Source organism: Geodermatophilus sp. SYSU D00758 (assembly GCF_054049955.1).
Genome location: NZ_JBJGYK010000047.1, coordinates 1 through 16,717, shown reverse-complemented (window position 1 = coordinate 16,717; position 16,717 = coordinate 1). Strand labels below are relative to the sequence as shown.

The 16,717-nt window shown below is 75.9% G+C and carries 12 protein-coding genes; 7 read left to right on the top strand and 5 right to left on the bottom strand.

Annotated elements, in window-relative coordinates:
• Positions 1–23: 23 nt before the first annotated feature.
• Together ACI8AC_RS22040 and ACI8AC_RS22035 are read right to left on the bottom strand one after the other, a co-directional pair.
• On the bottom strand, positions 24–770 hold the full coding sequence (locus tag ACI8AC_RS22040) for a maleylpyruvate isomerase family mycothiol-dependent enzyme (protein ID WP_456899987.1): 747 nt from the start codon (positions 768–770) through the stop codon (positions 24–26).
• 314 nt (positions 771–1,084) lie between these two features.
• Positions 1,085–2,284 (bottom strand): flavin-containing monooxygenase, encoded by a 1,200-nt coding sequence (locus tag ACI8AC_RS22035; protein ID WP_456899986.1) that lies wholly within the window; start codon positions 2,282–2,284, stop codon positions 1,085–1,087.
• 143 nt (positions 2,285–2,427) lie between these two features.
• On the opposite strand from ACI8AC_RS22035, the gene ACI8AC_RS22030 reads away from it, so the two are divergent.
• Positions 2,428–3,519: a helix-turn-helix transcriptional regulator gene (locus ACI8AC_RS22030; RefSeq protein ID WP_456899985.1), complete on the top strand. Its 1,092-nt coding sequence runs from the start codon at positions 2,428–2,430 to the stop codon at positions 3,517–3,519.
• Between the two features lie 13 nt (positions 3,520–3,532).
• On the opposite strand, the gene ACI8AC_RS22025 is transcribed toward ACI8AC_RS22030, so the two are convergent.
• Complete coding sequence (locus ACI8AC_RS22025) at positions 3,533–4,663, bottom strand: alpha/beta hydrolase family protein (RefSeq protein WP_456899984.1); 1,131 nt, start codon at positions 4,661–4,663, stop codon at positions 3,533–3,535.
• 985 nt (positions 4,664–5,648) lie between these two features.
• Here ACI8AC_RS22025 and ACI8AC_RS22020 point away from each other — a divergent pair.
• Both ACI8AC_RS22020 and ACI8AC_RS22015 read left to right on the top strand, forming a co-directional pair.
• On the top strand, positions 5,649–7,778 hold the full coding sequence (locus tag ACI8AC_RS22020; protein WP_456899983.1) for a SpoIIE family protein phosphatase: 2,130 nt from the start codon (positions 5,649–5,651) through the stop codon (positions 7,776–7,778).
• Between the two features lie 37 nt (positions 7,779–7,815).
• On the top strand, positions 7,816–8,568 hold the full coding sequence (locus tag ACI8AC_RS22015; RefSeq protein WP_456899982.1) for an SDR family NAD(P)-dependent oxidoreductase: 753 nt from the start codon (positions 7,816–7,818) through the stop codon (positions 8,566–8,568).
• A gap of 22 nt (positions 8,569–8,590) precedes the next feature.
• On the opposite strand, the gene ACI8AC_RS22010 is transcribed toward ACI8AC_RS22015, so the two are convergent.
• Together ACI8AC_RS22010 and ACI8AC_RS22005 are read right to left on the bottom strand one after the other, a co-directional pair.
• Positions 8,591–9,343 (bottom strand): IclR family transcriptional regulator, encoded by a 753-nt coding sequence (locus tag ACI8AC_RS22010; protein ID WP_456899981.1) that lies wholly within the window; start codon positions 9,341–9,343, stop codon positions 8,591–8,593.
• A complete protein-coding gene (locus ACI8AC_RS22005; protein ID WP_456899980.1) occupies positions 9,340–10,806 on the bottom strand; it encodes an APC family permease in 1,467 nt (488 codons plus the stop codon). The genes ACI8AC_RS22010 and ACI8AC_RS22005 overlap by 4 nt, the downstream gene beginning before the upstream one ends.
• A 237-nt stretch (positions 10,807–11,043) precedes the next feature.
• Between ACI8AC_RS22005 and ACI8AC_RS22000 the strand changes: the two genes are divergently transcribed.
• From ACI8AC_RS22000 to ACI8AC_RS21985, 4 genes are read left to right on the top strand one after another with little or no spacing between them, the layout of a single operon-like run.
• On the top strand, positions 11,044–12,519 hold the full coding sequence (locus ACI8AC_RS22000; protein WP_456899979.1) for an APC family permease: 1,476 nt from the start codon (positions 11,044–11,046) through the stop codon (positions 12,517–12,519).
• A gap of 28 nt (positions 12,520–12,547) precedes the next feature.
• Positions 12,548–14,464 carry a primary-amine oxidase gene (locus tag ACI8AC_RS21995; protein ID WP_456899978.1) on the top strand — a complete coding sequence of 639 codons (1,917 nt, stop codon included), beginning with the start codon at positions 12,548–12,550 and terminating at the stop codon, positions 14,462–14,464.
• Positions 14,461–14,874 (top strand): hypothetical protein, encoded by a 414-nt coding sequence (locus ACI8AC_RS21990; protein ID WP_456899977.1) that lies wholly within the window; start codon positions 14,461–14,463, stop codon positions 14,872–14,874. Before ACI8AC_RS21995 ends, ACI8AC_RS21990 begins: the two co-directional genes overlap by 4 nt.
• Entirely contained in the window at positions 14,871–16,574 is a 1,704-nt protein-coding gene (locus tag ACI8AC_RS21985; protein ID WP_456899976.1) for an AMP-binding protein, read from the top strand. Before ACI8AC_RS21990 ends, ACI8AC_RS21985 begins: the two co-directional genes overlap by 4 nt.
• The last annotated feature ends 143 nt before the right edge of the window (positions 16,575–16,717 follow it).

Below are 16,717 nucleotides of genomic sequence, written 5' to 3'. Positions count from 1 at the left end.
CCCGTTCCGCGGCCCCCGGCCGATCAGAACGGGACCGGCGTGCCCAGCAGACCCGCGCCGGTGCCGCGGCCCGACAGGACCCGGCAGAACTCGACGGCGTCGCAGGCGATCGTCGGCCCGCCGCGGCCCTGCCGGTAGTGACCGCCGGCGACGCCGGTCAGGGTCAGGTCGAACGCCCGGCCGTGCCGGGCCGCCCAGTCCGCCACGACGTCCTCGACCAGCCGCCCGTCGTGGGCCGAGGTCAACTCCGGGTCCCGGCCGGTCGCCCGGCAGACGTCGACGCGGTGCATCCACACGTCCCGGGTGTAGACGACGTCCACGAGGTAGCGCAGCGGCCACGTCTCGTGCACCGGCGCCCCCACCAGCATCGGCACGCCGCCGGCCCACCGGCCCCACATCCGCCGTCGGCTGACCGCCCGTGGCACGGCCTGGACGAACCGCCGCAGGAGGTCGGCCGGGCTCAGGTCCCGCCGGTCGTCGACCTGCACCGCGCTCACCGGGTCCACGTCGACGGCCACCCCCCGGCGCCCCCGGCGGAGCTGCCGGAGCATCTCCCTGGCCGAGGCGTTCGCCTCGGTGGCCCCCAGCACGTGGGCGACCAGCAACCGGACGTCCCACGGTGCGCACTCCGTGGGCCGGGTCCAGTCCTCGTCGGACAGCGAGGCCAGCAGGCCGGCGAACCGCTGGTACTCGGTCCGGGCGAGCCGGACGGACTCCGCACGGGTCAGCCGCGCGGCCACGCTCCCGTCGGTCCCCCTGGGACGGGTCATGTCACGACCTCGGCGGTGCCTCGAGGTGGTCCGTGCGGCGGCCGCCAGGTCACCCGGTCGTCGTCCTCGGTCCCTCCCCCGCCACCGACCGGGACGGCGAGGGCGGTGGCGACCGCGAGGGTCGCCGGATCCGCCGGGCGCGCAGCCGACCCCTGGTCCGTCATCTCGCCGGCCTCCTGGCGCCCCCTGCCGCTGCAGGGAGCCCGTGCCCCTCCGGTCCGCCGAAGCTAGCCCGCACCGCCGCAGGGCTGCAACGGCCCCGGTCGGCACGGGGACCGCGCCGGCCCCCCCGGGCCGGGCTCGCCACCGCCAGGTCACCGACCGGTGCGCAGAAGCCTGGTGGGCTCCTCCTCCCGCTGCCGGTACTCGCGGGCGATCGCGGCCGCCGTGCGGCGGGCGCGCTGACCGGCGGCGGCGAGCAGGCCGGGCCGCATCCCGAAGTTGACGAACCGCAGCCCGGGCAGTGCCGGGGTCTCGTCGTGGGCCACCGGCAGACCGTCGTGGTCGAGCACGTCGAGGTGGCCCACGAGCGGCTCGAGTGCGGGGCGGAGCCCCGTCGCGGCGACGACGGCGTCCACCCGCAGGGCGCTCCCGTCGGCCAGGCACACCCGGTCGCGGTCCAGCCGCTGGACCGCCGCGACCACCCGGATCCGGCCGGACCGCAGGTCGTCCAGGACGGGGCGGTCGACGATGGCCGGGCCGGCGTCGTGCGGCCGGCGCTGGCGGGTGAACGGCCCCTCGTCCGGCGTGGGCAGCCCGACGTCGGTGAGATCGCCGATGGCCAGCCGCTGGAGCGGCCGGACCGCGGCGTCGGCCGCCCGCGGAGGCAGCCGGCGCAGCAGGTGGACCGCCGGGTCGCCGGGCATCCCCGCCACCGACCGGGGCAGGAGGTTCGGGGGCGTGCGTACCGACAGCCACACGTCGCGGGCCCCGCCGTGCGCGAGTTCGTGCGCGATCTCGAGCCCGGACGACCCGGCGCCCGCCACGAGCACGTCACACCCGGCGAACGGGGACGGTTCGGTGTACCCGATCGCGTGGACGGTGCGGATCGAGGATCGGTCGGCGCCCCACTCCGGCGGCACGGTGCCGCGGGCCAGCAGTCCTGTCGCCACGACGACCTCACCGGTGTGCCGGTCGCCGTGGTCGGTGGCGACCCGCCACCGACCTCCGTCCTGGGTCACCTGACGCACGTGCACGCCGGTGCGGACGTCGAGCCCGTTGGCGGTGGAGTAGGCCTCGAGGTAGGCCACCACGTCGTCCCGGCCGGGGAACGTGCCGGCACGCCGCGGGATCCGCCTTCCCGGTAGCCCCGAGAAGGCCCGGCCGCTGTTGAGCCGCAGCCCGCGGTGGCGACCGCGCCAGGCCGCGCCGACGGCGTCCCCCCTCTCGAGCACCACGGCGGGCACATCGCGGCGGCCGAGCTCCGCCGCGGTCGCCAGCCCGGTCGGCCCGGCGCCGATCACCACGACCGGCAGCGCCCCGGCGGAACTCGGAGCAGGTGTGTCGTCGCTCATCGCGGACACCTCCCGTCGGATCTTCCGCGTCGGCTCCCGAGCGTCCGGCCGAGCTGCCGGCGGCGTCCACCCCCTGTCCCGGGGGTTTGTCCGGCCTGTCCGGCGGGTTCGACAGCCCGACGGACCAGGCGGACAGTGGAGGGATGGGCACCGGCCCGGCCGCCGCTCGGGCCGCCGCGGAGCGCGCGGTGGCCCGCCGTTGTGCGCACTTCCGGCCGCCGGAGGACCTGCTCGACGAGGTGGCCGGCATCGTCCGCGGTGCGCTGCCCTATGCGGCCGCCGGGTGGATGCTGAGCGACCCCGCGACCGGGCTGACCACGGCGGTGCACGGCGAGGAGGTCGACCCCGACGTCCAGCGCCGGTTGATCGAGCACGAGCGGACCGTGCCCGACCTGAACTCCTTCGCCGCGCTGGCCCAGCGCCGTTCACCGGTCGGCCGCTTGTCCGCCGAGACCCGCGGACGGCTGATGGTCAGCGCCCGGCACCGCCGGCTGTACCGGCCCCTCGGCCTGGGTGACGAGATCCGCGGGGTGTTCCGCGCCGGCGGTGACTGCTGGGGTCGGGTCTGCCTGACCCGGCCCGCTCAGGCGCCCTGGTTCTCCACCGCGGAGGAACGGTCGCTCGCGCGGGTGTCCGCTGCCCTCGGCGCGGGGTTGCGGCAGGCGCACGCGCTGGCGCAGGCCTGCCCGGAGCCGGGCGACCCGGGTTCTCCCGCGGTGCTGCTCCTGACCGCCGACGGCCGGGTGACCGGCTGCAGCGACGCGGCCCGGCTGCTGCTCGCCGAGCTGCCGGACGACGGGATGCAGCTCCCCGGGGTGGTGCACGAGGTGGCCGCCCGCGCACGCGCGCTCTCCGCGAGCGGAACGGGGCCGGCTGCGAAGGCGCGGGTCAGGGGTCGCGCGGGGCGCTACCTCGTCGTCCGTGGCGGCGTGCTCGACGGGGGTGACGCGGTCGGTGCGCTCGTCGCGGTGCTGCTGGAGCCGGCGCGGCGGGGCGACCTGGCCCCGCTGGTGATGGCCTCGGCGGCGCTCACGGCGCGCGAGCGGCAGGTGGCCCGCCTGATGGCGGGGGGTTCCCCCGAGCTGCAGATCGCGCGGCGGCTGTGGCTCTCGCCGCACACCGTGCACGGCTACGCGAAGGCGGTCTTCGCCAAGCTCGGCGTCGGCAGCCGAGCAGAGCTGGGCGCGCTGCTCGGCGAGGCCGTGGAGCCGGCCGCCGGCGACTGGCGCTCGTAGGCGCTGCGGAAGGTCACGCCCGTTCGTCTCGTCCCGGCTCGGTCGTCGTCAGCCACCGGGTGAGGACCCGGCACGCCAGGTCGAGATTGCCCATCTGGCAGTGCTGATCGGCGTGCTCCGCGGCGGTGAAGGTGCGCACGGTCACCGAGCGCGCGGAGGTCAGCGCCGCGGCTTGTGCGTGGGGCAGCACCGGCGGCTGGAAGGCGTCGTGCTCGCCGTGCATCAACAGCACGTCCTGGGTGACGCGCCCGCTGCCGAGGTGCGCGGCGTTCATCGCGAGGAACCAGTCCATGACGTCGAGCGGGTCGTCGCTGCCGAGGTCGTACAGCGCCTGGTCGACCACGAGGCGCAGCGTCGGCACCATCCGGGCGCGAGCACGGATGCTCCACCGCATGAACCCGCGTCGTGCGAGCATCGCGCGCGCCGCCGGCCGCACCGTCCGCGGGATTCGGTGCAGCCAGTCGTACACCGGAGGCCATGACACGACCCGGTCGATGCGTGGCTCGTGGCCCGCGGCCCGGAGCGCCCAGTAGCCGCCCATCGAGATCCCGACCAGTGACGCCGAGTCGAACGCGAAGTGGTCGAGCACGGCGCCGACCGGGCGCTCCCAGTCGTGGTCGAAGGTCAGACCGCCGAGGCGACGGGCGCCGCCCTGCCCGGGTCCGTCGAAGGCGATCACGTCCCGGCCGGCTTCGGCGATGCGCTGCCAGACGGCGAAGAACTCCTCGATCAGCGAGTCGAAGCCCCCGTGGACCAGCACCGCCCCGGTGGGGCGCGCGCCGCGTGCGGGGTACCGGTACGCGGGCAACGTCGCTCCGGCGCAGGGGACCTCGTGGCGCACGATTACCGTCCCGGCGAGGGCCGCGTCGAACAGGTCCCGGTAGCGCCGGTACCGGGGCAGCTTGTCCGGCGAGCGGCCGGACGTGAAGAACTCCGCCAGCCGAAGGTAGCCCGCGGCCTGCCACGGACGGCCGGCGCGCGCCGCCTGTGCCGACAGGGCGTCGAACACCGGCGCGCAGTCGGTCGGGAACCGGACCTCCGCGGCCGCCCGGCGCAGGTCGTCGGCGTCCGCGAAGCCCAGCGCGTGCGCCCGGTTGAGCTGGTAGTTCACGAACGAGCGTCGGTGGAAGCGCTCGAACCCCACGGGCAGCTCCGCGAGGGGAAGCTGACGCGAGCCCCCACCGGCCATGCCTCTCCACCTCGATCCACGATCCGGGTGAGCACCACGAGTTCGAGATCCGGTCCGCCCGAAGCGGCTCCGGGTTCTCCGCGGTCACGGCAGCCGTCCACGGACCGGTCGGCCACGGCTGTGCGCCGGGTGCGGTGATCCGGGGTCGCCTCCCGACGCGAACGCGGGTGCGCGAGGACTGCGAGCGACTCCGTGGGACCAAGGCCTGTCGTCGCGTCCGCTGGGACCTCTGCCCTGTCCGCTGGGACCCCTGCCGTATGCGTCAGCGCCCACGCTCCGCCCGACAGCAGGATGAACACCACGCCGAGGGTCGACCGTCCGAGGACGAACAGGATCACGGCGACGACACCGAGCACGGTGGCCACGATGCTCAGCTGTCCAGCGGTCATCGAGGCACCTCGTCAGCTGCTCGGACCTGTCCCACCCCGACCCGGCGTCCGTGCTCATCAGCCCGCATCCGATCGCATCGCCCCGCGATCTCGATGCTCCCCGCTGAGTTCCAGCCTGACCGTCGGCCCATCCGTTGCCAGCGGTCACCCGTCCCGTCCGGCCGGGACCATCGACCCCGGCCTCAGCCCAGCCGCGCACCGTCCGACGAGCTCGTCCGCGACCGGTGAGGGGCGCACCCCCGACCGGCCGCCCGCTTCGGCGGGCACCTCCCGGAAGGGAGACGAGGCAGGAGGCCCACGACGGCCGACGGTGACGAAAGGCGCAGCCGGCTCGCAGGCTGCGACTTCTCGAGCACGTGCGCGGAACTGACTGTCCAGGCGCGGGCTGCCGGACCCGGTCCCCCGAGTGGGACCCGGGGCCGTCCCCCCGCGGCCTCCACCGGCACCGGGAGGTCCGCTCGGGACAGCGGTGACGCCGTCCCCGCGGAACGGCAGGATGGGGCGCGCCAGCATCCGGTGCCCTCTCCCGAGGCCGAGCCGCGGAGCCGTGCATGACGCAGCCGGACCGCCGCTCCGGACCGGGGACCGGTTCCCTCCCGCGCCTGCTCGCCGCCGTCGCGCTCGGGTACGCCGCGGGCGCGGTGCTCTCCTTCGCCCTGTTCGAGGCCTCGAGCCTCGGGGCGGTGCTCTTCCCGCCCGCAGGCGTCACGTTCGCGACGCTGGTGCTGACCCGCCCGGCCGTCTGGCCGTGGGTCCTCGCCACGGTGGCGGCCGTGGAGGTCTGCGTGGACCTCGCCTTCGGGCTGCCGGCCCGCTCGGTGCCCGGGTTCGTCCTGGCCAACACCGTCGAGCCGCTGGTCGGGGCGACGCTGCTGCTCCGCGTGACCGGCGGCCGCCCCGACCTCGGCCGCCGGCGCGACCTCGCCGCGTTCATCGGCTGCGGGGTCCTGGCCGGCCCCTTCGTCGGTGCGCTGATCGGCGCGACCACGAACGCCCTCGCCTTCGGGCGGGGTTGGTGGGACTCCTTCCTCCCGTTCTGGGCCGGCGACGGCCTCGGCGTCCTCACCGTGGCCGGGACGGTGCTGACCTGGCAGGCCGGCGGCCGGACGGTCCGCGACCTCGCCGTCCGCGCCGCCCTCGTGCTGGTCACCACCGGCGTCACCGTGCTGGCGTTCTGGCCGGTCACCGTCCCGCTCGCCTACCTCTCGCTGGCGCTGCTGGTGGCCGTCGCCTCGCGGTGCGGCGTCGCCATGGTGTCGCTGGCGGGCCTGGCGGTGACCGTGACGGCCAACGTGGTGACCGCGGCCGGGCGGGGGCCGTGGTCCGAGCTGGCCCGGTCGCCGAACCTGGAGAGCGCCGCCCTGCAGCTGTTCCTGGCCGTCGCCGTCCTGAGCGCCTGGCTCCTGGCGGTCGAGATCGACGAACGGCAGCGCGCGCGCTCGGAGTCCGCGCAGGAGTCGGCGGTGCGCCGCCGGGTGGAGTCGCTGCAGGAGGTCACCGCCGGGCTGGCCACCGCCGCGACCTCGGAGGCGATCGCGGGCGTCCTGGTCCGCCACGGCATCGGCACGGTGGCCGACTCCGGCGCCGTCGGCGTCCTCTCCCCCGACGGGAGCCGGCTGCGCACGTGGACGGCCTCGCCCGACGGCTCGACGGGGTCCGCCCGCGACGTGCCGGTCACGTCGGCCGAACCGGTCGCGCGGGCCTGCCGGGCCGGGGCCCCGCTGGTGACCGGGGACGACGGGACCAGCTCGCTGGCGGTACCGGCACGCATCGGCGACGTGACGGTCGGCGCCCTGGCGTTCGCGTTCGACTCCCCGGCCGCCCGGGACCCCGAGGTGGCCGCCCAGGCCGAGACCCTCGCCGGCCTCATGGCCCAGGCACTGCTGCGCGCCCGCCTCTACGAGCAGGAGCACGAGGCCGCCCACCAGCTGCAGCGCGCCTTCCTCCCGGTGCTGCCCGCGGCGTTGCACGGGGTCGACGTCGCCGGGAGCTACCGCCCGGCCGACGAGGAGCACGACATCGGCGGCGACTGGTACGACGTCTTCCCCGTCGGCCCGGGCCGCGTGGGGTTCGTCGTCGGGGACGTCGTCGGCCACGACCTGCCCGCGGCGGCGGCGATGGGCCGGCTGCACGCCGCGCTGCGGGTGATCGCCGGGGGCCGCGGCGGCGGGCCGCGACGGGTGCTCGACGCGCTGGACCGGGCCGCCGCCGACATCCCGGGCGCGGCCTTCGCCACCATCGGGTACGGCGAGTACGACCCGATCACCTGCCGGCTCCGGTACGCCTGCGCCGGCCACCCGCCCCCGCTCCTGGTCGCCGACGGCCGGGCCGCGTTCCTCCCCGACGGCCGCTCGCTGCCGCTCGGCGTCCTCGACCTGCCCCGGACCGAGGCCGAGCTCACCGCGCCGGCCGGCGCCATGCTGGTCTGGTACTCCGACGGGCTGGTCGAGCGCCGGGACTCCGACCTCGACGCGGGGCTGGAGCGCCTCGCCGAGGTCGTCGAGGGCCTGGAGGGTACCGACCCCGTGCTCTGGCGGGACGCGGTCATGGCCGAGCTCACCGGCGGCCGTCAGGTGCAGGACGACGTCGTCGTGCTCTGCCTGCACCTGCGCGGGGAGGGCCCCACCGGCCCCCGCAGGCGCCGGGACCTGCGCATCGTCCCCACCGAGGGCGGGCGCTGACCGCGGCTCCCCGCGAGGCCGGTGGCAGGATCCGACCGTGCACGCCCTCGTCACCGGGGCCAGCGGCGGGATCGGCCTCGAGCTGGCCCGGCTGCTCGCCGCCGACGGTCACCGCCTCACCCTCGTCGCCCGCAGCCGCGACCGCCTCGAGCAGCTCGCCGCCGAGCTGGGCGGGGCGGAGGTCGTCGCCCTCGACCTGGCCGAGCCCGGCGCGCCGGGGCGGGTCGTGGCGGCCGCGCCGGAGGTCGACGTGCTGGTGAACAACGCCGGGTACGGCGACTTCGGGCCGTTCGAGCGCAGCGACCTGGGGCGGCAGCTGGGCATGGTGGACCTCAACGTCCGGGCCCTCACCGAGCTCACCCACCGCCACCTGCCCGGCATGCTCGCCCGCCGCCAGGGGCGGGTCCTCAACGTCGCGTCCACGGCCGCCTTCGCCCCCGGCCCCCTCATGGCCGTCTACTACGCCACGAAGGCCTACGTCTTGTCGTTCAGCGAGGCCCTGGCCGAGGAGACGCGGGGCACCGGCGTCACGGTGACGGCGCTGTGCCCGGGCCCCACCGCGTCGGGGTTCCAGGCGGCCGCCGCGATGGGGACCTCCCGGCTGGTGGCCGGCCGGCGGCTGCCCTCGGCGGCGGACGTGGCCCGGGAGGGGTACGCGGCGATGCTGGCCGGCCGGCCCGTGGCGGTGACCGGCGGGCTGAACCGGGCCATGGCCGGCGCCGTCCGGTTCGCCCCGCGGCCGCTGGTGCGCCGGGCGGTGCACCGCGCGCAGGAGGCGCGCGGGGCCTGACCGGCGCGGGCCCTGATCCGGCTCAGCCGAGCAGCGGACCGAGCTGCCGGGCGTGCTCCCGGGCGCCCTCGGCGCGGGCTGCGGCCAGCGCGGCGTCCTCTCCCGCGACGGACACCGCCAGGGCGCCGACGAGCACGTCGGACGGCGAGCGCACCGCGACCGCGGCGCACGACACGCCCTCGTGCAGCTGCCCGGCCTGGGCCGCCAGCCCGGTCGTGCGGACCGCGCGCAGCTCGGCGTCGAGGTCCGCCGGGCGGGTGACGGTGCGCGGGGTCAGCGCGTGCATCCGGCGGGGGTGGACCACCTCGCGCCAGTCCGGCTGCTCGGCCAGGAGCAGCTTGCCGACCGCCGAGGCGTGCAGGTGCCGCTCCACGGCCTCGACCGACCGCATCGGGTGGTCGGGGTCGACGTCCACGCAGCGCAGCACCGGCCCGGAGTACACGACGAGGTGGACGGCGTGCCGGACCCGGCCGCGCAGGTCGGCGACCACCTCCCGGGCCGCCGTCGGCACCTGCGCGGGCCTGGTCCACCCCGCCAACCCGGCCACCTTGCGGCCGAGCGCGAACCCGTGCAGGTCGGGCAGGCGCACCAGGTACTCCTCCCCCACCAGCAGGTTGAGCAGGCGGTAGGTGGTGGCCGGCGGCAGGCCGAGGTCCTCGGAGACCTCCTTGGCGGTGACACCGGCACCGGCCCGCGCCACCGCCTCGAGGACGGCCAGCGCGCTCTGCACGGCCTTGGGCTGCCGCCCGGTGATCCCCCGGTCGACCGGGCTCACCGCCGTCGCCCGGCCGGGACGCTGCCCGGCAGCACGCTGCTGGCCGTCGCGGTGTCGTAGACGCCGACCGGCCGCAGCCGCGCCGGGTCGCGCAGCCGCAGCCACGCCGTCCAGCCCAGCCCCGGCAGCATGGCGGCGAGGAAGACGACGACCACCGCGCGGTCCCCGGCCACGGTGATGCCGGCCATCGCGCCCACCAGGACGACCAGCCCGCCGCCGCCGGCCACCAGGCCGCCGACCGCCGCCGGCCCGGTGAGCTCGCCGATGCGGCGCAGGAACAGCGGCATGGCCAGGCAGGCCAGCACGTAGGCCACGACGTAGCCGAAGGCCGAGACGGTGAGCGAGGCGGTGAGCACCGCCCGCGGACCACCGCCGGCCAGCAGGGCCACCACCGGCACCCCGACCACGGCCGGCAGGGCGACGGCCAGCGCCACGTGCGGCGTCTCGAACCGGGCGTGGGTGCGGCCGAGCGCCGCGGGCAGGACCCCCTCGCGGCCCATGGAGAACAGCACCCGGCCCAGCGCGTTGGTCGACCCGGTCACGCAGGCCAGGAACGAGGCGGCGATGCCGAGGTCGAGGACGCGGCGCAGCAGCGCGAGCCCCTCGCGGTCGGCGAGCTCGGCCACCGGCACCGGGCTGGTGAGCACGTCCAGCGGCGCGGCCCGCAGCAGCACCACCTGGGCGGCGGTCGCGGCGACGAACAGCAGCCCCGCGACCGCGGGGGTCCACAGCACCGCGCGCGGGACGGCGACCAGCGGGCGGCGGGCCTCCACGCCGAGGATGGCGGCGCTCTCGAAGCCCATGAACCCGGTGACCCCGAGCACGACCGCCACCGCGACCCCGCCCCAGGTCACCGGCGCGTCGACCACCGGCGCCGCGGTCCCCGGCCCGCCCTGCCCGCCGAGCAGCAGCACGCCCAGCACGGCCAGGACCACCCCGATGGAGAGCACCTCGAGGGCGAGGGCCACCCGGGCGGAGAGCTGGATGCCGCGGACGGTGCACAGCGTGGCCAGGACCCCCAGCCCCGCGGCCAGGACGGCGACGACCCCCGGCGAGGGGCGCAGCCCCAGCAGCCCGGCGGTGTAGACCGCCGCGCCGGTGAGGGCCGACATCCCCACCGCGGCGTAGCCGACCAGCAGCGCCCAGCCGCCGACCAGCGCGCCCACCGGGCCCAGCCCCTTGGCGGTGTAGCTGTAGGTCCCGCCGACCGCGGCCATCCGCCGGCCGAACTGGGTGAGGCACCAGCCGACGAGCAGCACCAGCAGCGTGGCCACGACGAACGCCGGCAGCGTGGCCGCCCCCGACTCCACCAGCACGATCGAGGGCACCACCACGATGGCCGCCGAGGGCGCCAGCGCCGAGACCGACTGGGCCAGCACCTCGGGGAAGCTCAGCCCGCGGCGGCGCAGCCCGGCCACCGGGGACCGGGTGGGCAGCCGGGTGGGAACGGTGCGCTGCCCCATGGCCCTCCTGCCGCCCGCCTGCCCGATGGTCGGCGAGCGTAGCCACTGCGACGACCCGCAGGGGGACGTGTCGGAGGGGCGACGGTCGAATGAGAAAAGGGTGAGCCAGCTCTCATTCGGGGTTACGCGGATGTTTCCGAGATGTTACGGGCAGGTGACCGGGCCGGTCGGCGCGGCGACCAGGGTGGCCCCACCCACGTCCCCGGCGGCCCCGCGCCGCCGTTCCCGGGAGGTCCCATGGCCGTCTCCGACCCGCCACCGACCGCGACCGAAGCCCCCAGCGCGCCGGGAGCCCACCGGCTCCGCGGCGCCCTCGGCCCGGCCGCGATCGTCTTCATGGTGGTCGCCGCCGCCGCACCGCTGACCGTCGTGGCCGGCTCGGTGCCCATCGGCATCGCGGCCGGCAACGGGCCGGGTTACCCGGCGATGTACGTCGTCGCCGCCGTCGTCCTCATGTTCTTCGCGGTCGGGTTCACCGCCATGACCCGCCACGTCCCCAACGCCGGGGCGTTCTACTCCTACGTGGGCACCGGGCTCGGCCGCGCGCCGGGCCTGGGCAGCGCGCTGGTCGCGCTGATCAGCTACGTGACCGTGCAGGGCGCCGTCTACGGCTACATCGGGTTCCTGCTCGGCGACCTGGTGGCCGGGTGGGGCGGGCCCGCGCTGCCCTGGTGGCTGTGGACCGCGCTCGCGCTGGCGGTCACCGGCGTGCTCGGGTACCGGCACATCGAGCTCTCCAGCAAGGTGCTCGCCGTCCTGCTGGTCGCCGAGGTCGGCATCGTGCTGGTCCTGGACGCCGCGGTGATCGGCCGCGGCGGCGGCGAGGAGGGGCTCTCGACGGCGTTCCTCACCCCCGGCGAGGTGCTCGCCGGCGCGCCGGGCATCGGGCTGATGTTCGCCATCGCCGGGTTCATCGGGTTCGAGGCCACCGCGATCTTCCGGGACGAGGCCCGCGACCCCGACCGCACCATCCCCCGCGCGACCTACGCGGCGCTGGCCATCATCGGGGTCTTCTACACCGTCTCCGCATGGGCCATCGTGAGCGCATGGGGCGACAGCCGGATCGTCGAGGAGGCGGCCGCGGACCCGGGTGGCATCGTCGTGGCCACCGCGCAGCAGTACGTCGGCACGGTCGCGGCCGACGTCATGACCGTCCTCTTCGTGACCAGCCTGTTCGCCGCGATCCTGGCCTTCCACAACGTGCTCGCCCGGTACGTGTTCTCCCTCGGCAACACCGGCGTGCTGCCCGGCGTCTGCGGCCGCAGCCACTCCCGGCACGCCTCGCCGCACGTCGCCTCCCTGCTGACGTCGGCCGCCGGCGGGCTGCTCATGGCGGTCTGCGCGATCGCCGGCCTGGACCCGGTGCTCGAGGTCTTCACCTGGCTGGCCGGCATCGCCAGCGTCGGCATCGTGCTGCTCATGCTGCTGGCCTGCCTGGCGGTCCTCGTCTTCTTCCGCCGCACCGGCCGGGACCGCCGCCCGTGGCAGACCCTCGTCGCGCCCGCCCTCGGCCTGCTCGGGCTGGCCGCGATCCTCGTGCTGCTCGTCGAGAACCTGCCGCTGCTCATGGGCGGCTCCACGGCGCTGGGCGTCGGTGCCGGGGTCCTCCTCGCCGTCGCCCTCGCCGCCGGCTGGCCGCTGGCCGCCGCCCGACCGCAGGCGGCGCGGGACCTCGCCGCCGCCACCCCCGCCGACTCCGCCCCGCAGATCTGATCCACCACCTCCGACCCCAGGGAGAACCGTGACCCTCACCGAGCCCACCACCACCGTCACCCACCCGCTGGCGCGCATGACGGCCGCGGAGATCGACACCGCCCGCGAGGTCGTCACCGCCGCCGGCCTGGTCGGCGAGCGGACCAAGTTCGTCTACGTCGGCCTGGAGGAGCCGCACAAGGCCGACGTGCTGGCCTGGTCGCCCGGCGACCCGGTCGAGCGGCGGCTGCGGGTGCTCCTGCTCGACCAGGCCACCGGCCAGGGCAAGGACCTCACCGTCTCGGTCACCGGCCGGGAGGTGGTCCGCGTCGCCGCCATCGACGGCGTCGCCGACGGGCAGGTGCCGATCCTGGACGCCGAGTTCGAGGCGATCGAGCCGATCCTGGCCGTCGACGAGCGCTGGGTCGCCGCGATGGCCAAGCGCGGGCTGGACGTCGCGACCGTGCGGGCCGTGCCGCTGTCGGCCGGCTCCTACTTCCCGGAGGAGTTCGGGCACCGGGTGGTCCGCGTGCTCGGCTTCCACCAGGCCGACGAGGCCGACCTCCCCTGGGCGCACCCGGTGGACGGCGTCGTGGCCTACGTCGACATCACCCGCGGCGTGGTGACCGCGGTCCACGACCACTACGACCTGCCGGTGCCCGCCGAGCGGGCCGACCTCGACCAGGCCACCCACCCGCACCCGGTCCGCGACCTCAAGCCCCTGGAGATCACCCAGCCCGAGGGGCCGACCTTCACGGTGGAGGACGACGTCGTCCGCTGGGCCGGCTGGGAGGTGCGGGTCGGCTTCGACATGCGCGAGGGCCTCACCCTGCACCAGGTCTCCGTCGACGGCCGCTCGGTCGTCTACCGGGCCTCGATCTCCGAGATGGTCGTCCCCTACGCCGACCCCTCGCCGGTGCGGTTCTGGCAGAACTACTTCGACACCGGCGAGTACCTCTTCGCCCGCTACACCAACTCCCTCGAGCTGGGCTGCGACTGCCTCGGCGAGATCCACTACTTCGACGCCACCATCGCCGACGAGGACGGCAACCCGCGCGGCATCCGCAACGCCATCTGCCTCCACGAGGAGGACTACGGCGTGGGGTGGAAGCACACCGACCTGTTCAACGGCATGGCCGAGACGCGCCGCTCCCGCCGGCTGGTGATCAGCTTCTTCACCACGATCGGCAACTACGACTACGGCTTCTACTGGTACCTCTACCTCGACGGCACCATCGAGCTGGAGTCCAAGGCGACCGGCATCGTCTTCACCTCGGCCTACCGGGGCGACGAGCACCCCTACGCCACCGAGATCGCCCCCGGCCTCGGCGCGCCGTTCCACCAGCACCTGTTCTCCGCGCGGCTGGACATGGCCGTCGACGGGATCGGCAACACCGTGCACGAGGTGGAGGCCGTCCGGGAGCCCATGGGCCCGCAGAACCCCTACGGGAACTCCTTCCGCCGCAGCAGCACCCCGCTCACCCGGGAGTCCGAGGCCGCCCGCGTGGCCGACGCGACCGTGGGGCGGACCTGGCACGTGGTCAACCCGTCGAAGACCAACCGGCTCGGCCAGCCGGTCGGCTACGCCCTGCACCCGCAGAACGCACCGCTGCTGCTCGCCGACCCGGGGTCCTCGATCCACCAGCGGGCGACCTTCTCCACCAAGAGCCTGTGGGTCACCGCGTACGACCCCACGGAGCGCTACGCGGCCGGTGACTTCGTCAACCAGCACCCCGGCTCGGGCGGGCTGCCGGCCTTCGTGGCCGACGACGCCCCGATCGAGGACACCGACGTCGTCGTGTGGCACACCTTCGGGCTCACCCACTTCCCGCGCCCGGAGGACTGGCCGGTCATGCCGACCGACTACACCGGCTTCACCCTCAAGCCGGTCGGCTTCTTCGACCGCAACCCGGCCCTCGGGGTGCCGCCGTCGGCGTCGTCCCACTGCTCCTCGCACGAGGGATGACCAGCGCCGCCCTCCCCGCGGGGGTCGCGACCGGGCCGGTGGCCGCGCGGGCCACCGGCCGGGTCGCGGCGGTGCTGGCGCTGGGCTCGGCGGTCGCGCACGTCGTCGCCGTGGACGCCGCGTCGCTGGCCTCGCTGGCCATGGCCGCGATGGCGCTGGCCTGCCTGCCGTGCGCCTGGCACCTGTGGCGGGCACCGACCCGGTCGGTGTGGGGGGTGACCGTCGCCGTGGACCTCGGGATGCTCGCCGTGCACGCGCCGATGGCCGCCGGCACCCACCACCACCACGGCGCCACCTCGCCCTGGCCCGGCCTGGTCCTCGTCACCGCATCCCTGCTGGTCGGGCTCGCCGTCCTCGCGCGCGGACGGGGTGCGGACCGGGCCGCGACCCGGGAGGCTCTCGGTCCGTGACCACCGCCACAGACGCCTACCGTGCCGCCCGCGACCAGCTGCTCGCCCTGCGCGGGCAGCACGGACGGGCGGTGACCGGGTTCCGCTGGCCCGACCTGGGGACGACCTTCAACTGGGCCGTCGACTGGGTCGACGCCGTCGGCCGGGACAGCGACCGGCCGGCCCTCGTGCTCGTCGACGAGGACGGCGGCACCACCACCCGCACCTACGCCGAGATGTGCCGGCGCTCCGACCGGCTGGCCGCGTGGCTGGCCGGCCGGGGCGTCGGCCGCGGCGACCGGGTGCTGCTCATGCTCGGCAACCAGGTCGAGCTGTGGGAGTCGATGCTGGCGGTCGTGAAGCTCGGCGCGGTGATCCTGCCGACCACGACCGCGCTGGGCCCGGCCGACCTCACCGACCGGGTCGCCCGCGGCGGCGCCGGGTACGTCGTCTGCAACCCCGCCGACACGGCGAAGTTCGCCGACGTGCCCGGCGACTACGACCGGATCAGCGTCGGGCCGGTCGAGGGCTGGGCCGACCTGCACGAGGGCTACGCCCTCGAGGCCGGCCCCGCGCCGCACCCGGGCACCGCACCGGACGACCCGCTGCTGCTCTACTTCACCTCCGGGACGACGTCGCGGCCCAAGCTGGTCGAGCACACCCAGGTCTCCTACCCCGTCGGCCACCTGACGACGGCGTACTGGCTGGGGCTGCAGCCCGGCGACGTGCACCTCAACGTCTCCTCGCCCGGATGGGCCAAGCACGCCTGGTCCTGCTTCTTCGCCCCCTGGATCGCCGAGGCCACGGTCTTCCAGTACGCCTACACCCGGCTGGACCCCGCCGTGCTGCTCGACCGCATCCGCGAGCACGGGGTGACGTCGTTCTGCGCGCCGCCCACGGTGTGGCGGATGCTGGTCAACGCCGACCTGTCCGGCGGGCCCGGTGCGCTGCGCGAGGTGATCGGGGCCGGGGAGCCGCTCAACCCCGAGGTGATCGAGCAGGTGCGCCGGGCCTGGGGGCTCACCGTCCGCGACGGCTACGGGCAGACCGAGACCACCGCCCAGGTCGGGAACACCCCCGGGTCGCAGGTGCGGCCCGGGTCGATGGGCCGCCCGCTGCCCGGCGTCCCCGTGGTGCTCGTCGACCCGCTCACCGGCACCCTCGTCGAGGGGCCGGGCGAGGGCGAGATCTGCCTGGACCTGGCCGAGCGGCCGCTGCCGCTCATGACCGGGTACCGGGACGACCCGGAGCGCAACGCGGAGGCGATGGCCGGCGGGTACTACCACACCGGCGACATCGCCTCCCGGGACGCGGACGGGTACATCACCTACGTCGGGCGCACCGACGACGTGTTCAAGGCCTCCGACTACAAGATCAGCCCGTTCGAGCTGGAGTCGGTGCTGATCGAGCACCCGGCGGTCGCCGAGGCCGCCGTCGTCCCCGCGCCGGACCCGGTGCGCCTGGCCGTACCCAAGGCCTACGTCGCGCTCGCACCCGGGCACGAGCCGAGCGAGCAGACGGCCTTCGACATCCTCCGCTACGCCCGGGAGCACCTGGCCCCGTTCCAGCGGGTGCGCCGGCTGGAGTTCGCGGAGCTGCCGAAGACCATCTCGGGCAAGATCCGCCGGGTCGAGCTGCGCGGCCGGGAGGAGGAGCTGGCCGGCGGCGACGCCCACCCCGGCGAGTGGCGCGACGACCAGTTCCCGGCCCTGCGCGGCTGACCCGGGCCGGCCGACGATCAGCTGGGATCACCGTTGCCGGTCCAGGCTCACCCCCGGGGGTGTGCCAGGACCGGCGACCACCCCGTGTCCAGTTCGTCACGCACACCCCCCGTCACGCGTACCCCCACACCACCCGGGCGACC